Annotated in this window: 18 protein-coding genes and 1 riboswitch; of the genes, 11 read left to right on the top strand and 7 right to left on the bottom strand. The window is 40.3% G+C overall.

Annotated elements, in window-relative coordinates:
- Positions 1-15: 15 nt before the first annotated feature.
- On the bottom strand, positions 16-4,476 hold the full coding sequence (gene gltB / locus ACOB82_RS04750) for a glutamate synthase large subunit (RefSeq protein ID WP_448211792.1): 4,461 nt from the start codon (positions 4,474-4,476) through the stop codon (positions 16-18).
- Between the two features lie 434 nt (positions 4,477-4,910).
- Positions 4,911-5,837: a GTP cyclohydrolase FolE2 gene (folE2, locus tag ACOB82_RS04755; protein WP_448211793.1), complete on the bottom strand. Its 927-nt coding sequence runs from the start codon at positions 5,835-5,837 to the stop codon at positions 4,911-4,913.
- A 309-nt stretch (positions 5,838-6,146) separates the two neighbouring features.
- Here folE2 and ACOB82_RS04760 point away from each other — a divergent pair, with 309 nt between their 5' ends.
- Complete coding sequence (locus tag ACOB82_RS04760; protein WP_448211794.1) at positions 6,147-6,494, top strand: Hpt domain-containing protein; 348 nt, start codon at positions 6,147-6,149, stop codon at positions 6,492-6,494.
- Between the two features lie 12 nt (positions 6,495-6,506).
- Here the strand turns inward: ACOB82_RS04760 and arcA are convergent, their stop codons facing one another.
- The 3 genes from arcA to ACOB82_RS04775 all read right to left on the bottom strand — a co-directional run bounded on the left by arcA (position 6,507) and on the right by ACOB82_RS04775 (position 10,147).
- Positions 6,507-7,208 (bottom strand): two-component system response regulator ArcA, encoded by a 702-nt coding sequence (gene arcA, locus ACOB82_RS04765; RefSeq protein ID WP_448211795.1) that lies wholly within the window; start codon positions 7,206-7,208, stop codon positions 6,507-6,509.
- Positions 7,209-7,377: 169 nt separating this feature from the next.
- Positions 7,378-9,024, bottom strand: a complete 1,647-nt coding sequence (locus ACOB82_RS04770) for a sensor histidine kinase (protein WP_448211796.1) — start codon at positions 9,022-9,024, stop codon at positions 7,378-7,380.
- Positions 9,025-9,109: 85 nt separating this feature from the next.
- On the bottom strand, positions 9,110-10,147 hold the full coding sequence (locus ACOB82_RS04775; RefSeq protein WP_448211797.1) for a methyltransferase: 1,038 nt from the start codon (positions 10,145-10,147) through the stop codon (positions 9,110-9,112).
- 252 nt (positions 10,148-10,399) lie between these two features.
- Positions 10,400-10,574: riboswitch (Lysine riboswitch) on the top strand.
- Positions 10,575-10,647: 73 nt separating this feature from the next.
- Between ACOB82_RS04775 and dapA the strand changes: the two genes are divergently transcribed.
- The 4 genes from dapA to ACOB82_RS04795 all read left to right on the top strand — a co-directional run bounded on the left by dapA (position 10,648) and on the right by ACOB82_RS04795 (position 14,776).
- Positions 10,648-11,586 (top strand): 4-hydroxy-tetrahydrodipicolinate synthase, encoded by a 939-nt coding sequence (gene dapA, locus ACOB82_RS04780; RefSeq protein WP_448211798.1) that lies wholly within the window; start codon positions 10,648-10,650, stop codon positions 11,584-11,586.
- A 75-nt stretch (positions 11,587-11,661) separates the two neighbouring features.
- A complete protein-coding gene (locus ACOB82_RS04785; protein ID WP_448211799.1) occupies positions 11,662-12,411 on the top strand; it encodes a 2,3,4,5-tetrahydropyridine-2,6-dicarboxylate N-succinyltransferase in 750 nt (249 codons plus the stop codon).
- Positions 12,411-13,634, top strand: coding sequence for a PLP-dependent decarboxylase (locus tag ACOB82_RS04790; protein WP_448211800.1), 1,224 nt, complete (start codon positions 12,411-12,413; stop codon positions 13,632-13,634). Before ACOB82_RS04785 ends, ACOB82_RS04790 begins: the two co-directional genes overlap by 1 nt.
- A 23-nt stretch (positions 13,635-13,657) precedes the next feature.
- On the top strand, positions 13,658-14,776 hold the full coding sequence (locus ACOB82_RS04795) for a succinylglutamate desuccinylase/aspartoacylase family protein (RefSeq protein ID WP_448211931.1): 1,119 nt from the start codon (positions 13,658-13,660) through the stop codon (positions 14,774-14,776).
- Between the two features lie 124 nt (positions 14,777-14,900).
- On the opposite strand, the gene ACOB82_RS04800 is transcribed toward ACOB82_RS04795, so the two are convergent.
- Positions 14,901-15,329, bottom strand: coding sequence for an MAPEG family protein (locus ACOB82_RS04800; protein ID WP_448211801.1), 429 nt, complete (start codon positions 15,327-15,329; stop codon positions 14,901-14,903).
- A 147-nt stretch (positions 15,330-15,476) separates the two neighbouring features.
- Here ACOB82_RS04800 and ACOB82_RS04805 point away from each other — a divergent pair, with 147 nt between their 5' ends.
- Both ACOB82_RS04805 and ACOB82_RS04810 read left to right on the top strand, forming a co-directional pair.
- Complete coding sequence (locus ACOB82_RS04805) at positions 15,477-15,794, top strand: hypothetical protein (RefSeq protein ID WP_448211802.1); 318 nt, start codon at positions 15,477-15,479, stop codon at positions 15,792-15,794.
- Between the two features lie 64 nt (positions 15,795-15,858).
- Complete coding sequence (locus tag ACOB82_RS04810; protein WP_448211803.1) at positions 15,859-18,279, top strand: TonB-dependent receptor; 2,421 nt, start codon at positions 15,859-15,861, stop codon at positions 18,277-18,279.
- A gap of 85 nt (positions 18,280-18,364) precedes the next feature.
- Here the strand turns inward: ACOB82_RS04810 and argR are convergent, their stop codons facing one another.
- Complete coding sequence (gene argR, locus ACOB82_RS04815; protein ID WP_448211804.1) at positions 18,365-18,838, bottom strand: transcriptional regulator ArgR; 474 nt, start codon at positions 18,836-18,838, stop codon at positions 18,365-18,367.
- Positions 18,839-19,196: 358 nt separating this feature from the next.
- Here argR and mdh point away from each other — a divergent pair, with 358 nt between their 5' ends.
- The 4 genes from mdh to ACOB82_RS04835 all read left to right on the top strand — a co-directional run bounded on the left by mdh (position 19,197) and on the right by ACOB82_RS04835 (position 22,408).
- On the top strand, positions 19,197-20,132 hold the full coding sequence (gene mdh, locus ACOB82_RS04820; protein ID WP_448211805.1) for a malate dehydrogenase: 936 nt from the start codon (positions 19,197-19,199) through the stop codon (positions 20,130-20,132).
- Between the two features lie 287 nt (positions 20,133-20,419).
- Positions 20,420-21,106, top strand: a complete 687-nt coding sequence (locus ACOB82_RS04825; protein ID WP_448211806.1) for a nitrate- and nitrite sensing domain-containing protein — start codon at positions 20,420-20,422, stop codon at positions 21,104-21,106.
- Positions 21,107-21,262: 156 nt separating this feature from the next.
- Positions 21,263-21,808 carry a hypothetical protein gene (locus ACOB82_RS04830; protein ID WP_448211807.1) on the top strand — a complete coding sequence of 182 codons (546 nt, stop codon included), beginning with the start codon at positions 21,263-21,265 and terminating at the stop codon, positions 21,806-21,808.
- 21 nt (positions 21,809-21,829) lie between these two features.
- Positions 21,830-22,408 (top strand): methyl-accepting chemotaxis protein, encoded by a 579-nt coding sequence (locus ACOB82_RS04835; protein WP_448211808.1) that lies wholly within the window; start codon positions 21,830-21,832, stop codon positions 22,406-22,408.
- Positions 22,409-22,588: the final 180 nt, after the last annotated feature.

Consider the following 22,588-nt stretch of genomic DNA (forward strand, 5'->3'; position numbering starts at 1 on the left):
CGTAAATCTACCTGATTATTGTGCTTGAACACGAAGTTCAGCTGAAGAACGGGTTTGATGACCAAGTAAGGCATTAACGTCCGTTGCTTTAGGTTTTATTAATTTAAATTTCGGCGCGAAATCGTCAAATTCTTTTAAAATTGCTTGCGCGCGCAGACTACCAGTTTGCTCGAAGTGCTCGTTAATAATGCCACGTAAGTGTTCTTGATGAATAACAAGATCTTCTATTGCTAACATTTCGATAGACTCATTATTTAAGCGAATCGCTAAATCGTCAGCTTCATCTAACACATAAGCAAAGCCACCGGTCATACCTGCGCCAAAGTTTAAGCCGACTTGGCCTAAAACAGTAACGATACCACCAGTCATGTATTCACAGGTGTGATCACCCGTACCTTCAATAACTGCATGAGCGCCCGAGTTACGAACTGCGAAACGCTCACCAGCTCGACCACAGCCATATAAACGACCGCCCGTTGCACCATATAAACAAGTGTTACCCATGATCATGGTTTCATGGCTTAAGTATTCAACACCTTTTGGTGGTTTGATGGTTAACTTACCGCCAGTCATACCTTTACCAACATAGTCATTGGCATCACCAGTTAATGTCATTTCCAAACCGCCAGCATTCCACACACCAAAGCTTTGGCCGGCGGTACCTGTTAAGTGAATTTTAACCGGGTTAGCCGCCATGCCTTGGTCGCCGTGTTGTTTAGCAATTTCACCTGAAAGTGCAGCGCCTACAGAGCGATCAGTGTTATTGATATTAAATCTATATTCACCGCCAGTACTATGAGCAACAGCATCACTAGCTGCTGCCACTAATTGTTGATTTAGCTTACCTTCATCAAACGGCGTATTGGCTTCCGTTTGATGTAATGCGGTATGTTTACCGGCAATCACAGGAGCAATAATCGGTGATAAATCAAGTTTTTGTTGCTTGGCGCTAATACCTTTTAGTGGAACTAATAAATCTGTGCGGCCAATAATAGCGGTTAAACTTTCCACGCCTAATTTTGCCAAAATTTCGCGCACATCTTGTGCGATAAACTTGAAGTAGTTCATTACTTGTTCTGGCAAACCTTTAAAGAACTCTTCACGCAGTTTTTCATCTTGCGTTGCAACACCCGTTGCACAGTTATTTAAATGACAAATTCGTAGGAATTTACAGCCTAATGTCACCATAGGGGCAGTACCAAAACCAAAGCTTTCGGCACCTAAAATTGCGGCTTTAACAATATCTAGACCAGTTTTTAAGCCACCATCAACTTGTAATCTTACTTTGTGACGAAGGCCATTATCGACTAACGATTGATGTGCTTCTGCTAGGCCAAGCTCCCAAGGGCAACCTGCATATTTTACTGACGTTAATGGACTAGCACCGGTACCGCCGTCGTAACCAGAAATGGTAATAAAATCGGCATACGCTTTAGCAACACCTGAGGCAATAGTGCCTACGCCAGGGCCTGATACTAATTTAACCGAGATAACCGCCTTTGGATTAACCTGTTTTAAATCGAAAATTAGCTGGGCTAAATCTTCAATTGAATAAATATCATGATGTGGCGGCGGTGAAATTAAGGTTACCCCCGGCACTGAGAAGCGTAATTTGGCGATTAACGGCGTAACTTTATCACCTGGTAATTGCCCACCTTCACCCGGTTTTGCCCCTTGTGCTACTTTAATTTGCAGCACATCAGCATTAACTAAATAGTGCGGAGTAACACCGAATCGCCCCGAAGCAATTTGCTTAATGCGAGAGTTTTTAACTGTGCCAAAACGACGCTCGTCTTCACCACCTTCACCTGAGTTTGAAAAGCCGCCTAAACGGTTCATAGCAATGGCTAGTGCTTCATGGGCTTCCGGGCTTAGTGCACCAATTGACATGGCGGCACTATCGAAGCGGGTAAATAAGTCGCTATCTGCCTCAACTTTGCTGATATCAATTGGTTGGGTGTCTTCTTTTAAGCCAATTAAGTCGCGAAGTGTTGCTACTGGGCGGTTATTCACTTCGTCAGCATATTTGCGATAATCGCTATATTCGCCGGTTTTAACGGCATGTTGTAGGTAACTTACAACATTTGGGTTAAAGGCGTGATATTCACCACCGTGGACATATTTTAATAAGCCGCCGTGGCTCATTTTTTGATGTGGTAAAAATGCGCGACGAGCAAGGTTAATATTATCCTGTTCAATATCAGTAAAACACGCACCTTCAATGCGGCTAGGGATATCAGGGAAACAAGTATCCATTATCTTGCTGCTTAAACCTATTGCTTCAAATAAGCCGGCACAGCGATAACTAGCGATAGTTGAAATACCCATTTTAGAGAGGATTTTTAACAAGCCTTTATTGATACCGTTACGGTAGTTAATAATTGCTTCACGCGCTGGTAAATTAATTTGGCCTTTATCAACCATTTGCTCAACGGTTTCAAACGCTAAGAACGGATAAATTGCTGTAGCACCAAGCCCTAATAGCACGGCAAACTGATGTGAATCACGCACTGATGCGGTTTCAACAATAATATTCGAATCACAACGTAGCTGTTGTTTAACTAAATGCTGTTGAACAGCACCCACTGCCATTGCCGCCGGAATAGGTAATAAGCCAGGGTAAATTTGGCGATCAGATAACACTAAAATAACCGTATTCTTATTACGAATTAAGTCTTCAGCTTCTAGGCAAAGGCGATTAATTGCCGCTTCTAAACCTTCATCAGGATCATAATTTAGCGTTAAGGTATCAGAGCGGTAATGCTCTTGATCCAACTCACGTAGTTGCTTTAAGCCGGTGTACATTAATACTGGCGTTTCAAAAATAATGCGATCAGCATGGCCGGTAGTTTCGTTAAACACGTTATGCTCGCGGCCAATACAAGTCGCCAAAGACATTACATAGCGTTCGCGTAACGGGTCAATTGGCGGGTTTGTTACCTGAGCAAATTGCTGACGGAAATAATCGTATAAGGTACGAGGCTGGCTAGAAAGTACGGCCATTGGCGTATCATCACCCATTGACCCAGTTGCTTCTTGGCCATTTTCCGCAAGCACTTTAACTACTTGATGAATTTCTTCATAGCTGTAATTAAACAGTTTGTGGTATTGCGACATTTCAGAGTCGTTAAATACTCGAGAACCTATTAAATTCGCCTCGAGCTCAGAAAAAGGCACTAAACGGCGAATGTTTTTGTTTAGCCAGTCGCGATATGGATGGCGAACTTTCAGTTCATTATCGATATCGTGCGAGTTAAATATGGTGCCAGTATAAGTATCAATAGCCAGCATTTCACCCGGACCTACACGACCTTTTTCTAGCACTTCATCTTCGCCATAATCCCAGATGCCTACTTCAGAAGCTAAGGTAATGAAGCCGTTACGGGTAATAACATAACGGGCAGGGCGCAAACCATTGCGATCTAAGTTACATGCAACATGGCGACCATTGGTCATTACTATGCCCGCTGGGCCATCCCAAGGCTCCATATGCATAGAGTTAAATTCATAAAACGCTTTTAAATCATCATCTAGCATTGGGTTATTTTGCCATGCTGGCGGCACAAGTAAGCGCATAGCACGGTATAAATCCATGCCACCTGCTAGGAATAGTTCCAGCATATTATCGAGTGAAGATGAATCAGAGCCACTTTCGTTTACAAATGGTGCAGCATCTTGTAAATCAGGTAATAGTGGTGATTGAAAACGGTATGTACGTGCCCGCGCCCATTGACGGTTACCTTTAATAGTGTTGATTTCACCGTTGTGAGCTAAATATCTAAACGGCTGTGCCAAATGCCATTGTGGCGAGGTATTGGTTGAGAAACGTTGATGGAATACACATATTGCCGATTGCATGCGGATATCAGCCAAATCTAAATAAAAGTTAGGCAGATCTACCGGCATCATTAAGCCTTTATAGATGGTGACTAAGCAAGAAAGACTGGCAACATAGAAACGTTCATCAGTAATGCGTTTTTCAGCACGGCGACGTGCCATATATAAGCGACGCTCTAGATCACGATTTCGCCAACCTGGAGGGGCATCAACAAATATTTGTTCAATTGCCGGTAAATTACTGGCGGCAATTGGGCCTAAAATTGTTTTATCAGTAGGAACAACACGCCAACCAACAATAGTTAACGTTTCTTTAGAAAGCTCTTCTTCAAAGATTTTTTTTGCTTCTGCAGCTATAACGGGATCGGGGTTGAGGAAAATCATACCAACGCCGTACTTGCGGCCTAGCTGCCAACCATTTTCTTCGGCAATTGAGCGGAAAAAAGTGTCAGGTTTTTGCAATAACAAACCACAACCGTCGCCAGTTTTTCCGTCAGCAGCAATACCGCCGCGATGTTGCATACGATCAAGCGCACTAATGGCAGTTTTAATTAATTTATGACTCGCTTCACCTTTTTGGTGCGCAATTAAACCAAAACCACAATTATCTTTTTGCGTGTTAGGATCATATAGCTGCATTGTTGTTCTCCACAGTATTGTAATTCGCAGATATAAAGCGTCGGGTTCGCATAAAAACGTAGAAAATTTGAATAAATATACCCGAGATCGCCAAGAGGCGAACCATTAACACTAAACACAAATTTTTATTACGTCAACATTTATAGAGTATTTGCTCGTAATTAATTTACATAAAAGCCTGCTTTTTTATAAATAGATGCACTAAAGTGGTAAGTTGCGAGGTCAAAAGTTGAGTAGATGGTCAGTTTTGGCGCAAGTTGCATTAACAAAAAATATTTTATGAAATAAAATTACAAAACATCTACAAAACTGAAAGTTTTAGTTTTGTAAAAAGGCTGTTTTATTAATAATGATATTATTCAGTGTTATTGATGTAATTAAAAAACAAAAAAGCCCGTATAAACGGGCTTTAATTCGGAATCTAAGTTTCTTACTTATGGCTGATAGCCACCAGCAATTCCTTTAGTGGTAATACTTACTGCATCATGAGCATGCAGTGATTCTAAGTGATTCACTTTTAACCAGAAGTCTTTGAATGCGCTGGTTTGATTCAAGGCATGTTGTAGTTTTCTGGCAGCATCTTCACAAAACATCAAGTTTTGGCCATTTAATCGTGCAAATTCTTGCTCGTCTTCACGTTTGACCGCCGCCTGCACCGGTGTTTGTAACGTATCTTCTAACGTATTAACCAGCTCTTCAATAGGGAAGGTGTTAATTGTGTTGTCTAATTTTACTTTAACTTGAGCGATTGAACGCTGACTGTGCGGTGTTGCAACTATGCCTTCAGTAGTACCTAACCATTCGTGCATCACATTTTTATCAATTGAAGCACTATCGTTAAACTTGTTTAAAAATTCACGCTGAATTAATTGTCTAGCTAGTGCTGCCGAACATGGACAGGTTGATGAATATCTGACTTCAAGAGCTAACTCTACATTAAGTTCGCCATTGGTTAGCTCGCCAGTTAGTGTTATCGGGTAAGCTTTCCAACCTTGCTTACCACTGATCAATGACTTGCGTCTTAAATGATAATCAAATTTAAACTGAACCTTGGCATGGTCGCTAAGTTCTTGATGAGATGAAATAAAGCTATCGAGCAAGTTGGCTAAATTCGCATAATCTAGTGATTGATTATTTGATAAGTCGTCTAAAAGTAAGTAAAGGCGAGACATATGAATGCCCTTCGCTTCTGGCTCTTTTAGATTCACAAATGCATCGATATGTGCAGATACCATTTTTTCAGGCTGATCTTTAGCAGATACCATAATAGGCATTTCTATATTGCTCATCCCCACCCAATCTAACTTACCCTCAGTCTGTGCTGTGGTGTGATTGGCAATATCTGGCATCGATGTTGGCATTTGTGCTCCGCGAAATTCTTTGCTACTACGCTAAAATTAGCTATATCAGTCGCTACTTAAGTAATACGATAACGTTAAAATATTAATGTTTTAGCTGGTTAATGACTACTTTGATCTTTAGTCAGCACGACACAGGCTAAAAAGGGCGGCTATTCTGAACGAAAATCCACCTAAAAGCAATATTTGTCAGTGGTTACGGGCTGATTTACCAAATGGCTAACTGAGTATTTTGTGATTTCTAATTTACATTGAAAAAGTAAGTGTTTAGGCTAGGCTTAGCGTTGAAATAACAATAATTTAGGCGAATACATGACAGATAATCACTTGATAGATACGACATTGCTGCAAGGTTACTTGGAAAACTTAGGGGCGGATGTAGTCATGCAGATGCTTGAATTGTATCAGCAGCAATCAATTATTTATTTAAATGATATTGATGATGCTCTAGACCAGGGCTCTCAGCAGCTTTGGCATGAGCGCTGCCACAAAATGAAGGGTGCTGCTGGCAGTGTTGGCTTGTTATCCGTACATAAACACTTAGTTGCAATTGAGCGCTCAGAAGAAAGCGGCCAACAAAAAAGCGAGCATTTAGCCCGCTTAAGATTACTTAATGACCAAGCAATTGATAGCTTTCGTCAGTGGTTAGGTCAGTCTTAATAAATTAATTTACTACTCAACCGTACCAACGAAGCGATAACCTTCACCATGGATGGTGTTAATTAGCTCTGGGGTATTAGCATCTGATTCAAAATGTTTACGTAGTCTGCGGATAGTAACGTCAACAGTACGATCGTTTTCTCGTAACTCTCTACCAGTCATTTCCTTAATTAATTGATGGCGTGTGACTATCTGGCCGGTATTTTCAATTAATAATTTAAGGGCACGAAACTCACCACGTGGAATAGGAATGATATTTCCTTCAGGTGATGTCATTTTTCTTGAGTTAGCATCTAGTGACCAACCGTTAAATTTAATCACTGAAGTATCAGGTTCAGTTTTACTGACACTAATACGACTTAAAATATTACGCGCACGGATGGTTAACTCTCTTGGGTTAAATGGCTTGGTCAGGTAATCATCTGCACCAATTTCTAAACCAAGAATTTTATCAATGTCGCTATCTCTACCAGTTAAAAATATTAACCCCATATCGCGGTTATTCGTTAGTTCCCTAGCGAGTAATAAACCATTTTTACCTGGTAAATTAATATCCATAATGACTAGATTAACAGCACTATTACTTAAGCACTGTTCCATACTATCACCGTCGATAGCTTCAGATACCTCGTAACCTTCTGCTTCGAATAGGTTACGTAAATTGAAGCGAGTTACATCTTCGTCTTCAACTATCAATATATGGGCTTTTTGCATTATCAATCCGTTATTTCGTTGTGACTAGCGCCTTTGTAGTCATTTACGTACGTTTGTCTATATTAAATATCTCTTTATATTAACTGTTAACTGGATTGTTAACAATGTTAATAGCCCTGCAAGTTTTGAGCCCTACTTCAAAAGCCGCTGATTTTACGTCAATTAATCATCAACTTTCTTGCTCAACTAAACTCTGTTCTGGACCTTCTTCCATTATTACGGGAAAATTTATTTCAAATTGAACACCTTGATCAAGCTCGCTAGTAAACTGGATATGTCCACCTAAGGCTTGGGTCACCAAGTTGTAAACTAAGTGTAAACCAAGACCGCTACCACCTTCTCCACGCTTAGTCGTGATGAAAGGATCAAATATTTTATTCTTAAGGGACTTTTCAACCCCTTTACCATTGTCCTGATAATTTAAATGAAGCTGGCCGCTCAAGGAAATCACACTAATAGTTATGACACCTTCTTGGCGATTTTCAAAACCATGAATAATCGAGTTTACAATCAAATTAATTAAAATTTGATTAATTGGCCCAGGTTTACTGATAACGTGTAAATGCTCAGGGCAGCTAATATCCATATGAATGGTTTTTAACTTCAACTGTGGCGCTAATGTAATTAATACTTCATCGAGTAACTCATTGACATAAAATGCTCTATCTTCTTCTGTAGACTGATCAACCGCTACTTTTTTAAAGCTTGAAATCAGATCTGCTGCTCGCACTAAATTACGGTGGATAATGCTGACGTTCTCTTGGCCTTCAGAAAGAAAGCGCTTGAGCTGGCTTGAGCGTAACGTTTTGTCTTCAAAGGCTAGTTTTATTTCATTTAATCTATCTTCTAGTAAGGTTGAAGCAGTAACACCAAGGCCGATTGGCGTATTAACTTCATGTGCGACACCGGCGACCATGTCACCTAAAGAAGCCATTTTTTCATTTTCTACTAACTGACCTTGGAATTGATGTAACTTTTCTAATGTCGAGAGCAGCTCTTGGTTTGATTCTTTTAATGCTTCGGTGCGCTGATTTACCTTGCTTTCAAGCTCTTGGTTTAGCTTTAGAATTTCTTGCTCAGCATTGCCTTGTTTTTCAATATATTTTTCAGTGCGGTTTAACATGATATTGAGGTTTTTCGCTAACACTTCAAATTCCAGCGTGTTTAATGAGGCAAAGCGTTGGGTGTAATCTCGTTTATGCGATATTTCACGAGCCATTAAGATGATTTTATTGAGCGGTCGCAATAACGATTTATGCAGAAAACGCGCGGTTAGGTAACCTAAAATAATAAATATTAGATAACTACTAAGCGCCATTATTAAGGTATTGTTTTTTAACTGATAGTAGCCATCTATGTCCAATTGCAAATAGGTATAACCTAATAAATTGTTATCTAAGATAATTGGGTGGATATACTCGATGATATTGTTGCTAATTCTTGGCTCTTGATAGTTTTCAATCACTGCGCGTTTATCAGGAATAGCCGGGAAGCCTTGCTTGTTATAGCTACTGAAAAAATCGAGATTGTCGCCGTCGAAGTGATAAACATGAACATAGTTAAATCTAGGGAGACTGCTAAGTTGTTCTAATACTGATTTGAAGTCATTGAAATTGCCATCAGTAATATAGTTAGTGGCACGCTTAGCGACAAGTAGCGCTCTATCTTTGATATCGTGTTTTAGCTCAGACTCAATATAGGTGAAAATTTGGCTAGAAATAATGATATAAGCGCAGGTGAAAACCAATGTGATAAGGCTTGCTATGGCGAGCTGGTATTTTTTACTGAGGGTTGTGACCTGCTGGGTAGCACTCATTTCTACACTATATTTCCATCTTGTAGTACTTAATCAATCATTATGTAATATGAAAAAGAATTCAATAAAAAAGCTACATTTATCATTACTTTTTCAAACAATGGTAAACATTAAAGCCATTTTGCGTGTGGCATAACTTGTAATTGAAATGTTTATCTAGAATAGGTTGGTATTTCAAAAAGCTATTAGCGACGATAGTTAGCTGCCCTTTGGTCTTCAGAAAGTGTTTACATTCAGCCAAAAATTTTTCCGTGTCAGCATAGTGTGTTTTGGTACCTTGGTGAAAAGGTGGGTTGGAAATTATATGGTCATATTTTTGGGTAGCATGAGCTAAGCCATCAGAAGTAAAAACCTGACCGTCAATATGATTTAAGGCAAAAGTTTGTTGGGTTGAAGCTACCGCCAGTGCGCTAACATCTAACGCAGCTAGCTGGCTGTCTGGAAATTTTTTAGCAATGTATGCGCTAATTACACCTGCACCACAGCCAAAATCCAGTACAGCTCCCTGATAGCTGGTCGGTAAATTTTCTAATAGGACTTTTGTGCCTTTATCTAAGCCTTGTTGGCTAAATACACCCGGCAGCGCAGCTATATTGATACTGGTATCGGCAATGGATAGTGGGTAGGTGTGATACCAATCATTTATATTGAATTGATATTCATCATCGATAAAGCTACCTTCATACAGGCTGCAATGGCGAGCAGAGTCTATTTTCTCGCAATGCTCAAGGTATTGCTGGCTTAGTTTAGCCGCTGATTTGATACCACCTTTATTTTCCCCAACAAAAATGACCCGAGCATTCGCTTGCATAAAAGGTGCAATCATCGCCAGCGAATACGCGAGTTCGGCTTTGCTTTTCGGAAATGCAATTACCGCCAAATCAATAGTAAGCGCTTGGTTAAAGTAACTGCCAAAGCTTGAGGAAATTGCCGAGTGTTTTACTTGTTGTAAATGCTCGAAAGCTTGTTGGTTATTTGTGAAATAATGTAATTGCGCTTTTGGGTGAGCTGCTAGCCATTCGTGATATAAACCATCAACCGGAAAATTAATTAACACCGCATGCTGGCAGTTAAGCAGATCAAGGTTGCGAGTTAAAACTTGGGAAAGGTTGCTTAGTGACATTGGTTTTCCGATTGATGTTTCTAATTTTATGTAGCCAGTTTATGTTGCCAGTTTATGTTGCCAATAAAGAGAGAAAGCGAATTACATGTATTAAGGCGGATAATGCGCTAGTTTACTTGATTCTATATTTTAGGTATAGCGATGATTGCAGATAGATATATTGACTTTAGAGCAATTATTCGATGTAATACCGCCCGTCCTTATTCCTGCTAAGTGATGCTACAGCAAACTTGCTGGGTCATTTAGCTGAAAAGGGCCAGAAGAGGAGCGTTAACCAGGTAGTTAATGGGAGGAGATCAAACTCCAGTGATCATTAATGAGGGGGATTAGCGCCGAGATAAACACCAATTTGATCAATGTGTTTATCGGTTGCTCAGGCTGAATCCTGACAACTGTCACCCTAATTAGGTGGAGAGCTTCTGGCCTTTGTTCGAGTGCCAGATTCGCTGGCCGCTCGACAAATGCCTATAAGTTCTCCGAACGAAGTGAGTTCGAGAGAAATGAATCCAGAATCTTCTTATAATTTATCAGATTATCCATTGTGGACTGCACTGGTTACGCCATTTACCGAAAGTGGTGGAATCGACTTTGCCAGTCTGGTTCGTATTGCTCGTCAACAGGCTGCAGCAGGCAACGCTTTATTGCTCTTAGGCAGTACCGGCGAAGCACTTGCCTTAAGCAAAGAGCAACAATTAGCTATTGTTCAACATGTAACTGCGCTAAAGCTTAATGTGCCGATTATGGTCGGGGTTGCTGGTTACCAATTAAGTGAGCAAATTAAGTGGATAGAAATCTGTAATCAATTGGCGGTAGACGCTTATCTACTCGGTGCACCGCTTTACGCTAAACCGGGGCCGGTCGGGCAAGAGCAGTGGTTTACTGCATTACTTAATGCCAGCACTAAGCCTTGTATGCTTTATAACGTACCGTCACGCAGTGGTGTTCAGCTCTCTGCTGAGGTGCTGGCTAAACTTCAACATCATCAACATTGCTGGGCACTAAAAGAAGCCAGCGGTGATATTGGCCAATTTATGGCGTATCACACAGTATGTAGCGAACTTGCTGTTTATAGTGGCGAAGATGCATTAATGCCTAAGCTTGCAACTGCAGGTGCCAAAGGCTTAGTTTCCGTTGCAGCAAATGCCTGGCCTGAGCAAACGCAACGTTATGCACGCCAATGCTTATCATCAAAGACGCCATCGCATTATCCTGTGTGGCAACACGCTATATCAGCATTATTTGTCGTTGCCAATCCAATTCCTGTCAAAGTTTTGATGCATGAAAATGGCGATATCGACACCCCCGCATTATTGCCGCCATTAACGCATTTTGAGTTAACCAGTAAGCAGGCATTAATTAAAGCCAATGATGATATCCAAGCATGGTATTGGTCGGAAGTATCGGGCTCGAATGGTGATTCAAAGAAGCGACGCGCTTAAATCGACTTTGCCTGCAATTTGGCAGGCACATACAAACTTTCAAATTGAACAAATTTATAGAAAAAAGGTAATACAATGAACTGGCAAGAAACGTTACAGCAGTTAGAAACTGGCGAAGTAAGAGCAGCAACGCAAGATGAAAATGGCAATTGGTTAGCAAATGTTGATGCAAAACAAGCGATTTTGGCGGCATTTAAAGCCGGTGAAAATACTGAATTTACCGGTGCATACCAAGGTTTTGTTGATAAGCATAACTTACCTGCGCGTCAATTCACTCGTGATGATGGTGTTCGTCTGGTTCCGGGGGGTTCGTCAGTGCGGGCGGGGGCTTATGTTTCTGCTGGCGTCATTATCATGCCTCCGGCATACATTAATGTAGGCGCTTATGTTGGTAAAGGTACTATGGTTGATAGCCATGCCTTGGTTGGTTCGTGTGCGCAAATTGGTGAAAACGTTCATTTATCGGCTGCGGTACAAATTGGTGGTGTCTTAGAGCCAGTGGGTGCCAGCCCGGTAATTATTGAAGATGATGCCTTTTTAGGTGCAGGTGTTGTTGTAGTTGAAGGTATTGTCATCAAAAAAGGCGCAGTATTAGCACCGGGTGTTTCATTATCTGCGTCAGTGCCGGTATTTGATTTAGTGAATAATCGCCGTTTAGAAAAAGGCGAGCCTATCCCTGAATATGCCGTGGTCATTCCTGGTACTCGCCCAGTCGATTCTGACTGGGGGCGTGAGCAAGGGCTTAATATGGCTTGTGCGTTAATTGTTAAATATCGTGATGAGCAAAGTAACGCATCACTAGAACTTGAGTCGGTATTACGCTAATGGCTTTTTATTCCCCTTCTAAGCAGTTACATCAAGCATTATTGGCACATTCAAGTGCGCCAAATGATGCAAACGAACAAGGCTATTTTGTTTATGACTTGGACAGATTACAGCAACACATTGCAACGCTGCAGCAACAAGATGTGGTGAAGTTGTGGTTTGCAGTAAAAGCAAATCCTTTATCTAAAGTCATTTCAACCATTGCCGAACAAGGTGTGAATTTTGATGTGGCAAGCAAAGGGGAATTAACTCAAGTATTAAATCAGGGCATTAGTGCAGAACGCATCCTTAATACTGGTCCGGCAAAATCAAAAGCGCAAATTAGTGAGTTTTTGCAAAATGGTGTGAATACCTTCGTGCTGGAAAGTATTAATCAACTTAAATGGTTAGCTGAGGCAAGTTTTGAACAAAACAAGCGTCCTGATGCATTGCTTCGCGTGCAATTACGCTGGCCAGTTGGTGAAAAAAACCCATTAGGCGGCAATAGCTTAACGCCATTTGGCTTAGGTGTAGAGGAATGGGCAAATGTTCAGGCGTACGATTATCCGTCGATTAATCTTTGTGGCTTACATATTTTCCAATGGGGCAATATGCTCAGTAATGAGAAGATGTATGACTTATGGTTGCAAATGGTGCCGCCATTAACTGCACTAGCTGAACAAGTTGGCTTTGAATTACAAATTCTCGACTTAGGTGGCGGCCTTGGCGTTGATTATCTTGGCAGCGGTCAAGGGATAAATTGGCAACAAGCCATGGCAGATTTAGCCAAAATCAAAGCACAAGCTAATGTTGCTGAATTGTGGTTAGAATTAGGGCGCTACGCGGTTGCTGAATGCGGTTACTATTTGACGAAAGTAGTTGATAAAAAGTCTAATTTTGGCGAGCAGCAGCTAGTGTTATCGGCAGGCATCAACCACTTGCTAAGACCTGCCATTACCGACCAGCCATTTCCAGCAGCTTTATTGCGCGCATCTAGTGCTAACAGTGAAAGCTTTTATCTGCATGGGCCTTTATGCACGAGTATGGACTGCCTTGGTGTAATGCCGTTGCCAGCAGATATTGATATTGGTGACGAGCTAATTTTTAGCTATGCCGGCGCTTATGGTTTTACCGAAAGTATGCCGTTTTTCTTATGTCATGAAATTGCCGCTGAATATGTGTTTAGTCAGGGGCAGTTAACCCAAGTTCGTGCGGCTGAGCCCGCCACTTGGTATTTAAGGTAGTTTAGGATTTAGATGTTATGAATATGGCAGATTATCAATTAACCAAAGAAGTGATGCATGTTGGCGAAATGGCCAGTGGTGCTAAGTTAACTGTGCCAGTTTACCGATTTAAAGGGGAAAGTGATGCGCCTAGTGTTTATATTCAAGCGAATATGCATGGCGCAGAAGTACAAGGCAATGCGGTTATTTACCAGTTGCTTGAGCAATTAAGGCAGCTAAAAATTTTGGGTGATATTACCTTAGTGCCTTACGCTAACCCTGTTGGCTGTAATCATAAAAATGGTGAATACACCCTTGGTCGTTTTGACCCGATCACCGGCGTTAATTGGAACCGGATGTATCACAATAATCCGGCATTGGTATCAACCATAGTGAATGATTATTTAGATGCCAGTGAAGCCGAAATAGCTTCTGTATTTAAACAAGCATTACTTAACGATATCACCCAACAGCTTGAACATAATATTTATGGCTTAACTACCGGTCAGCGCATTGCCTATCAATTGCAAAAATTAGCCCATCAAGCCGATTTTGTTTTAGATCTTCACACTGGGCCAATTTCCAGTAAGCACTTGTACTGCCCAGAATATGCCAAAGCCAGCGCCAGTTATTTCAATATTGAGCATACGTTATTGATCCCTAATGTCTTTGATGGCGCGCTTGATGAAGCTACGTTTTGCCCTTGGTGGTCGTTAACTGAAGCGTTTGCTGAAAAAGGTCGTACAGTAAATTTTGATAAAGAAAGCTTTACGGTCGAGTTGGGATCGCAAGAGCAAATTGATCTTGATGTAGCTTTAGTTGATGCTCAAAGCATACTTTGTTATCTGCAATATAAAGGGGTAATTGCCGGCGATAGTTATCAACCAGATAGCATGACACGCTATGCCTGCTATTTAAAACATTACAAAGCGTTTTATTCGCCAATGGGCGGTATGGTCGATTACCTTGCTGAGTTTGGTAAGCCGTTACCTGCTGGTAAGCCGCTAGCACGTATCCTTCGTATGGATCATTACGGGGATGGCGATGCACTACATTATATTAGCCTTGATAAGGAAGTGATCCCTATTTTGCATTTTGCCTCAGCCAGTGTGAACCAAGGCACTGAATTATATAAAGTATTTACTGAGTTTTTTGAACTTTAATTATTTGTCGCTAAAACTTGCTCGCGTGTGATCTAAGCCCATATTTTTCTTAAAAAGTATGGGCTTATTTTTTGCTGGTAATTTTTGCTAATGAATTAAGTCGTGAATAACTATGCATTAACAATTAAGCGCTAAACAAATGACTAAAGACATTAATTATCAATACAAACAGCGCAATAGTGGCAAGCATATAACAAATAAAGCGCGCCATGACTTTACCATTTAAACAATGAATAGCTGAGTGTAATACCCGAAAAAATAAAAAGCTCCATGCCGCTAGGTTACTGACAATAGAGTGATCGGGAATTTGGCTGGCAACAATGATGGTAATGTAAAACAGCACTGGCATTTCAAATAAATTTTTTAAATTATTTGAAGGAGCGTTAATGGCATCAGGTAAAAGCTCAGAAACTTTGCCTGGGGTTTTTAATCGTTCGGCATTAATGTTTTTAGCTAATACATAACGCAGTCGAGTAAAGTACATATAACACCACACCAGCATGGTTAAGACCATCATGCCGGCTAACGGAATATATAGTGGGTAGAAATTCATAGGTTACCTGCTTTAGTTCTTATTGTTATTGACTGTATTCAAATTGCTAGCCTAACGTAAACTCATTGTTTGATAAATAAGCAGTCAACAAAGTGTCATACTTTCAGCGTTGAACCCAAACTATTAGTGTTATATTATCACTAGGTTATGAATATCAACTTAGCAGTGAAAAGTCGTTTTTTTAAAAAGTGTAGCGCTATTTTAATCGCTGCATGGCTTTTTGCGCTTTATGCACATAGCTCTCATAGTGAAATAATATCTCAAGCAGACACCTTTATAGAGTGTCATCTGTGTCATGGCACCCTAGATAAGCTAGATGATATTGACGCCTGCGTTGCTATTGTTGTTCAAAGTGGTTGGTTACCAAGACTTACCTCGTTTGAAGCACTTGTTGTTAGCAATGAATATATTCGCCCATTGCTACGAGCCCCACCTTTACAAATCATTGACTTACCAGGCTTTTAGCCAACAAAAATTTTGACGCTTTAACCGCGTTTATTAGTTAGTGTTATTTATTAAAGGTTTATTCATGAAATTTAAAAAAGGCATGATAGCGTTAGCGATCGCTGCTAGTTCTTCAACAACTGTTTTTGCACAAAACATTTCTGGTCAAGTAGTCGATGCACTTGGTTTACCAATTGTGAATGCTGAAGTGCATATTGATAAAGAAAAAACTCATGTGAAGACTGACAGCCAAGGTCGGTTTGTCATCAATAATGTCAATAAAGGCATTGCAGAATTACATGTTAGTGCTGATAAGTTTAATCATTACAATCAAAAAATTACCATTACCGAGCAAGACCTTAGCGGTCTGACGGTCACCTTAACCTCATCGGTTATGGAGATTATTGATGTACACGCCACACCCTTGCATTCGTCGACAATAGAATCTGCTCAGCCGGTAAATGTATTATCTGCTGATGATTTACGAATGAAACAAGCCTCAACTTTAGGTGAAACACTAAAAAATGAAGTAGGTGTTCACTCAACTTATTATGGGCCTGTATCTAGTAGCCCAATTATTCGTGGTTTAGACGGTCCTCGGGTATTAATTAGCCAAAATGGTTTAGATGTTGGTGATGCCTCACGTGTTGGTGGTGATCATGTGGTTTCAAGTGAAACGACAACGGCAACACAAATTGAAGTACTTCGTGGTCCAGCAACACTATTTTACGGCAGCGGTGCAATTGGCGGTGTAGTGAATGTGGTGGATAACCGTGTGCCAACCTACAGTGATACGACCTTTGATTATCAGGCGCAGCACAATTCGGTGTCAGATGAAAATGAAGGCTCATTTGCGTTAAATACCGGCAGCGGTCAGTTTGCCTTACATTTAGATGGTTTTTGGCGAGAGTCCAATGATACGCGTATTCCAGGATACGCTAGCCTTGAAACTGAAGAAGAGCACGAAGAAGATGACCACGATCACGAAGAACATGAAGGCGAAAAAGGTAAAATTGCTAATAGTGCTGCGAAATCTTCTGGTTATACGCTAGGCACAAGCTACTTGCTGGATAACGGTTATATTGGCTTTTCTTATGGCCGTTTAGATCGTGAATACGGTGTACCAGGCCACGGTGCTCATGATGAAGAACATGAACATGAAGATGAAGCGCTTGCTGGCGAGGAAGAAGACGAGCATCAAGTTTATGCAAGGCTAAAACAAAATCGCTACCAAATGATCAGTGATTTGAATTTTGAAGATCAGTTTTTAAGCCGTTTAGCAACTAAGTTTGCTTATACAGATTATCAACACCAAGAAATTGAGGATGGCGCTGTTGGTACTACCTTTAAAAATGACAGCTTAGAAGCGCGCGTTGATTTATATCATCAGGAGTGGAATGGTTGGAATGGTGCGTGGACATTGCACTACAAACACAGTGATTTTGAAGCCTTAGGTGAAGAAGCATTTACGCCACCATCAGAAACTGCATCTATTGCACTGGGCTGGCTAGAAGAAAAACATTTCGGTGACTGGCTACTACAAACTGGCGTACGTGTAGAACACGTTGAATTAACCCCGAACATGGTTGATTTACATGACCATGAATTAGCAGAAGATCACGAAGATGCTGAATTAACAAAGCAATCATTTACCCCAGTCAGCGCTTCGTTAGGCTTAGTGTGGGATTATGCTAAAGGCTACAACCTAGGCATTTCAGCGTCGTTTTCACAACGTGCACCGTCTTCAGCTGAGTTGTTTTCTAATGGCCCGCATATTGGCACCAATACGTTTGAGTTAGGTGCGTTATACGAACTTCATCAAGAAGGCGATGAGCTGCATATCGAAATTGGCGATCAAGATGTTGCCTTGGAAACTTCCTATAATCTAGATCTAACTTGGCGTAAGTTTGAAGGGGATTTTGGTTTTATTGTGAGTGCTTTCTATAACCACGTAAATGACTTTTACTACCAGCAAGATACTGGTTATTTAAGTGATGCGGTACATGACCATGAAGAGGAAGCGGCACTTGATGAAGAGCATGGTCATGGTGAAGGATTACCTATATTTGTTTATCGCCAAGATGATGTGAATTTATATGGCGTAGAAGCTGAGTTTGTGTACCAGATTTCATCGCCGTTAAAAGCCACGGTATTTTCTGATTACACGCGCGCTAAGCTTGCTGACGGGGGGAATTTACCTCGTATACCACCATTACGCTTTGGCGCTCAGCTAAATTATCAGGCTAACGATTATTCAGCAGAGCTGTCTTATTCTCGTTATTTTGACCAAGATAATACCGCGGCATATGAAACCAATACCGATGGCTATAACATGTTAGATGCGAACTTTAATTATTATTTGCCAACAGCAGGCGCTGATACCACCTTGTTTATTAAGGCCAATAATATTACTAATGAAGAAGCGCGGGTACATTCATCATTCTTGAAAAATGATGCGCCATTGCCAGGACGTAATATCTCAGTAGGTATTCGTGGTAGTTTCTAATTACTACGTTAATACATACTAACCACCAAAATAAAAAAGCCACGCTGTATATAGCGTGGCTTTTTAGTTTATTTCGATTAAAAAATTAACCTAAATTCTTTTGGAATAAATCTTCTAGTTTGGCAATAGTTTGCGGAATTTGCTTAACATCGGTTGGCGCAATAAATATGGTGTCGTCACCAGCAATAGTCCCCAGTACACCATCACTTTTACTGACGCTATCTAATAACCTTGCAATTAATTGAGCGGCCCCTGGGCTTGTACGAATAATGATCATCACTTCATTATGTTCAATATCAAGTACCAATTGTTTCAGCGGGCTTTTTGCTGTTGGTACACCAAGCTCTGCTGGTAAGCAATAAACCATTTCTTGGCGAGCATTACGAGTACGCACCGCGCCAAACTTACTCAACATGCGAGATACTTTTGACTGGCTGATATTATTGAAACCTTGCCCTTTTAATGCATCAACAATTTCGCCTTGCGAACCAAATTGTTCCTGTTTTAATAACTCTTTAAACGCCTGAACTAAGGCTTCTTGTTTCATTTGTGCGGTCATAGGCTTGCTGTTTGTTTAGTTAATGTAGTTAATTAAGTTAACTCGTTAAATTTTTATTGGTTTTATTTGAATTACGACTTAAGTCGGATTCCATAAAAGCGTTTTTAGTCTATCCTCTACTATACCAAGATATGGGTAAATATGCTGAATTTAAATAGCAAGTGTCACTAAACAACGTTGTTGGCTAGTATTAATCGGTATTTTTGTGGTGTCACGCTGACAAACCTGTAAAGGAAAGTTGCTTTTTATCTGATTGAACAACAGTAATGTTCCGATTAATCATTTGTTTTTTGTGCACTAATACTATATCTTTTGGGCGACAAAAATTTAAGTAATTACTCAATTCTGGAGAATTCCAATGAAAGTAGCTGTTTTAGGCGCAGCTGGCGGTATCGGCCAAGCATTATCTTTATTATTAAAAACACAATTACCAGCAGGTTCTGACTTAGCATTATATGATGTAGCGCCAGTAGTTCCTGGTGTTGCAGTTGACTTAAGCCACATCCCGACGGCTGTTAATGTTAAAGGTTACGGTGCAGATGATTTAGCGCCAGCATTATCAGGTGCAGACATCGTTATTATTCCAGCTGGTATGCCTCGTAAGCCAGGTATGGACCGTGCGGATTTATTTGCAGTAAACGCTGGCATTATCAAAACATTAGCAGAAGGTATTGTTGCTAACTGCCCTAAAGCGTTAGTAGGTATTATTACTAACCCAGTAAACGGTACAGTGCCAATTGTTGCTGAAGTATTCAAAAAAGCGGGTACTTATGAAGCAAACCGCGTATTCGGTGTAACAACGCTAGACGTAATTCGCTCTGAAGCTTTCATTGCTGAATTAAAAGGTGTTGATGTTGCTTCTGTGAAAGTGCCAGTAATTGGTGGTCACTCAGGTACAACAATTTTACCACTTCTTTCACAAGTTGAAGGTGTAACATTTACTGATGAAGAAGTAGCTTCATTAACGCCACGTATCCAAAACGCAGGTACAGAAGTTGTTAATGCTAAAGCAGGTGGCGGTTCTGCAACTTTATCAATGGGCGCTGCGGCAGCACGTTTTTGTATGTCTTTAGTGAAAGGTTTACAAGGTGAAGAAGTTGTCGATTACGCTTACGTTGCTGTTGAAAATGGTGATGCAGAGTACTTTGCACACCCAGTACGTTTAGGTAAAAACGGTGTTGAAGAAATTTTATCTTACGGCGAATTAAGTGCATTCGAGCAAAAAGCAAAAGAAGATATGCTTGAAACGCTTAACAAAGACATCCAAGAAGGTGTTGATTTCATGAATGGTTAATTTTTTGAATTAACGCTAAAAATTAACTCAAAAAAGCCGCTATTAAAGCGGCTTTTTTATTGGCCGTTACCCGTCCTAAATAAGGTATCGATAAACGTTAACAGATATGTTGATTTTAAAGGAATAACTATTCGCTGTTGTTTGCATTGTATGTACAGTTACCTGACTGAAATTTAAATGATTATTTTTGCTTTTGAATAACTATCTCGTAATAGTGAAAAATTAGTCGTTGTGAATTATACTCATTTCGGTTTTATTATACTTTCAACAAGCATAGGACTGTTACTATGCTTAATCATCTGACACTCAAACAGAAACTTCTTATTCTTACTGGGATTCCGTTGTTAGCGGCTTTTATCTTTGCCATGGTACTTATTTGGCAGGCGAGTAAAGAAGTTAATGATGCCAATACTGTTAGTGAGGTGATGATGCTCGCCGTTGCTATTTCTCAAATAGTACATGAATTACAAAAAGAGCGAGGTTTGACTGCGGCATTTTATGGTTCAAATGCTAGCCCTTCGTTTCGTTCGAAACTTGAGCAGCAACGCAAACTAAGCAACGGTAAAAGAGCTGATAAGCTCAGTGTTAATAAAGCATTAATGGCAACAATGGAGCAACTTAACCTTGTTGAAATTATCAATAAAAACCAGCAGTTGCTTACTCAGCTTGAACAAATTCGTCGCCAAGTTGATGCGCAGTCAATTTCTGCCCAACAAGCCATAGAATTTTATACTCAAACTAATGCTTCACTGCTAAGTGTGGTTGCTAATATAGCGTCTCTTGCTAAAAGTCCAGAAGTGAAACAACAAGGCTTGGCTTATTATAATTTTGAACAAGGCAAAGAGCGCGCAGGTATTGAACGGGCGATTTTAAGTAATACTTTTGCTAAAAATACTATGGATTTAGCGGCCTATTTAAAATTAATCAGCTGGTTTTATTGCAGGAAACTTATTTCAATGAATTTGAAAGTTTAGCGGATCCAGCATTAAAACGTGATTATCAAAATAAATCGAATATCGACGCGGTAAAACAAGTAGAGCAATACCGAAATCAGGTCACCACTAACAATCTTAGGTCAGTTTAATGTTGATGCGGCCAAATGGTTTAATAGCGCTACTGAACGCATTAATATGCTCAAGCAAGTAGAAGATAACATTGCCACTTATGTAATTGATCTAGCCGCAGAACAAAAAAAATCGGCAATGTTTGCTAATACATTGTATATCTCGACAGCAGTTGTTCTCTGTGGGATATGTATCGCTTTAGGTTTTCTAATTATGCGCGGTATTAATTGGCAGGTTAGGGAGTTAGTCGATACCTTACAGTATTGCTCAGCGAATAATGCGCTTGATAAGTCTTTAGTGGTGAAAGGCAAAGATGAATTTAGCCATATTTCTGGAGCACTTAATCAAGTATTTGAAACATTTAAGGCAGCTATTCAAAATATTACCAGTTCAAGTGAAACCTTGGCATCTTCATCTGAGCAAAACACTGTGACGGTTGCCCAAACCAGCGCGGCACTTAATGATCAAAAAGAACAAACTTATTTAGTTGCCACAGCAATTGAAGAAATGAGCCAAACGATTAATGAGGTCTCAAATAATACCCAAGAAACAGCGCAAGCAGCGGCTCAGGCCGAGCAGTTAATTGCTCAAAGTGAAGCCGTGGTTAACTAGTCGGTTGGACAAATTCAGGAGGTGGCGACCAATGTTAATCAGGTACATGAAATTGTTGCTAAGCTAAATGAAAGTAGTGCGCAAATTACTAATGTTGTTGATGTAATTAAGTCGGTTGCAGAGCAAACGAATTTATTGGCGTTAAACGCTGCGATTGAAGCTGCTCGTGCCGGTGAACAAGGGCGTGGTTTCGCAGTTGTTGCTGATGAAGTTCGTACCTTGGCACAACGCACCCAAGAGTCAACTCAACAAATAGAACGAATTATTAATCAATTCACTGATGCTACTAATCAAGCATTTTCAGTCATTGGCAGTTGTCAACAAACGGCAGATAGCAGTGTTGTGAAAGCTGAAAATGTTATTACCTCCATTCATGATATTCGAGACAATATCAGCAACATTACTCAGATGGTTACGCAAATTGCGGCCGCTACTGAAGAGCAAGTTGCCGTGGCTAATGAAATAAGTCAAAACGTTAATCTTATTAGCGCAGCTGCGGATGAGTCAGCCATAGCCGCTGATCAAATTGCCCAAACCAGCCAAAGCCAATCGGTATTAGCCAATGATTTAAAACTGCTATCTACGTCATTTGTTGTTTAGTGTTTGCAGTTTAGTAGTTGTTGTTTTAGCCGATTAATTGGCAAATTAATCGCGGTATTCTGCTTGCCGAGCTATTAATTATGCCAATAGCCATGGCACTAATCATGGCACTAATTATGAATTATGGTACTAAGGTACTAGTTATTTGGTGGCTGCTTTTCGCTACTCTTAATCGTTAGA

Source organism: Colwellia sp. MEBiC06753, assembly GCF_053470325.1.

What these genes read in the sequence shown, in the direction of transcription:
- ACOB82_RS04810 (WP_448211803.1), top strand. Translation starts at nt 15,859, where the DNA reads ATGAAATTTAAAAAAGGCATGATAGCGTTAGCGATCGCTGCTAGTTCT.
- ACOB82_RS04790 (WP_448211800.1), top strand. Translation starts at nt 12,411, where the DNA reads ATGGCTTTTTATTCCCCTTCTAAGCAGTTACATCAAGCATTATTGGCA.
- ACOB82_RS04770 (WP_448211796.1), bottom strand. Translation starts at nt 9,024, where the DNA reads ATGAGTGCTACCCAGCAGGTCACAACCCTCAGTAAAAAATACCAGCTC.
- arcA (WP_448211795.1), bottom strand. Translation starts at nt 7,208, where the DNA reads ATGCAAAAAGCCCATATATTGATAGTTGAAGACGAAGATGTAACTCGC.
- gltB (WP_448211792.1), bottom strand. Translation starts at nt 4,476, where the DNA reads ATGCAGCTATATGATCCTAACACGCAAAAAGATAATTGTGGTTTTGGT.
- argR (WP_448211804.1), bottom strand. Translation starts at nt 18,838, where the DNA reads ATGACCGCACAAATGAAACAAGAAGCCTTAGTTCAGGCGTTTAAAGAG.
- ACOB82_RS04760 (WP_448211794.1), top strand. Translation starts at nt 6,147, where the DNA reads ATGACAGATAATCACTTGATAGATACGACATTGCTGCAAGGTTACTTG.
- ACOB82_RS04825 (WP_448211806.1), top strand. Translation starts at nt 20,420, where the DNA reads ATGCTTAATCATCTGACACTCAAACAGAAACTTCTTATTCTTACTGGG.
- ACOB82_RS04830 (WP_448211807.1), top strand. Translation starts at nt 21,263, where the DNA reads ATGCTCAAGCAAGTAGAAGATAACATTGCCACTTATGTAATTGATCTA.
- mdh (WP_448211805.1), top strand. Translation starts at nt 19,197, where the DNA reads ATGAAAGTAGCTGTTTTAGGCGCAGCTGGCGGTATCGGCCAAGCATTA.
- ACOB82_RS04785 (WP_448211799.1), top strand. Translation starts at nt 11,662, where the DNA reads ATGAACTGGCAAGAAACGTTACAGCAGTTAGAAACTGGCGAAGTAAGA.
- ACOB82_RS04775 (WP_448211797.1), bottom strand. Translation starts at nt 10,147, where the DNA reads ATGTCACTAAGCAACCTTTCCCAAGTTTTAACTCGCAACCTTGATCTG.
- folE2 (WP_448211793.1), bottom strand. Translation starts at nt 5,837, where the DNA reads ATGCCAACATCGATGCCAGATATTGCCAATCACACCACAGCACAGACT.
- ACOB82_RS04805 (WP_448211802.1), top strand. Translation starts at nt 15,477, where the DNA reads ATGAATATCAACTTAGCAGTGAAAAGTCGTTTTTTTAAAAAGTGTAGC.
- dapA (WP_448211798.1), top strand. Translation starts at nt 10,648, where the DNA reads ATGAATCCAGAATCTTCTTATAATTTATCAGATTATCCATTGTGGACT.
- ACOB82_RS04795 (WP_448211931.1), top strand. Translation starts at nt 13,658, where the DNA reads ATGGCAGATTATCAATTAACCAAAGAAGTGATGCATGTTGGCGAAATG.
- ACOB82_RS04800 (WP_448211801.1), bottom strand. Translation starts at nt 15,329, where the DNA reads ATGAATTTCTACCCACTATATATTCCGTTAGCCGGCATGATGGTCTTA.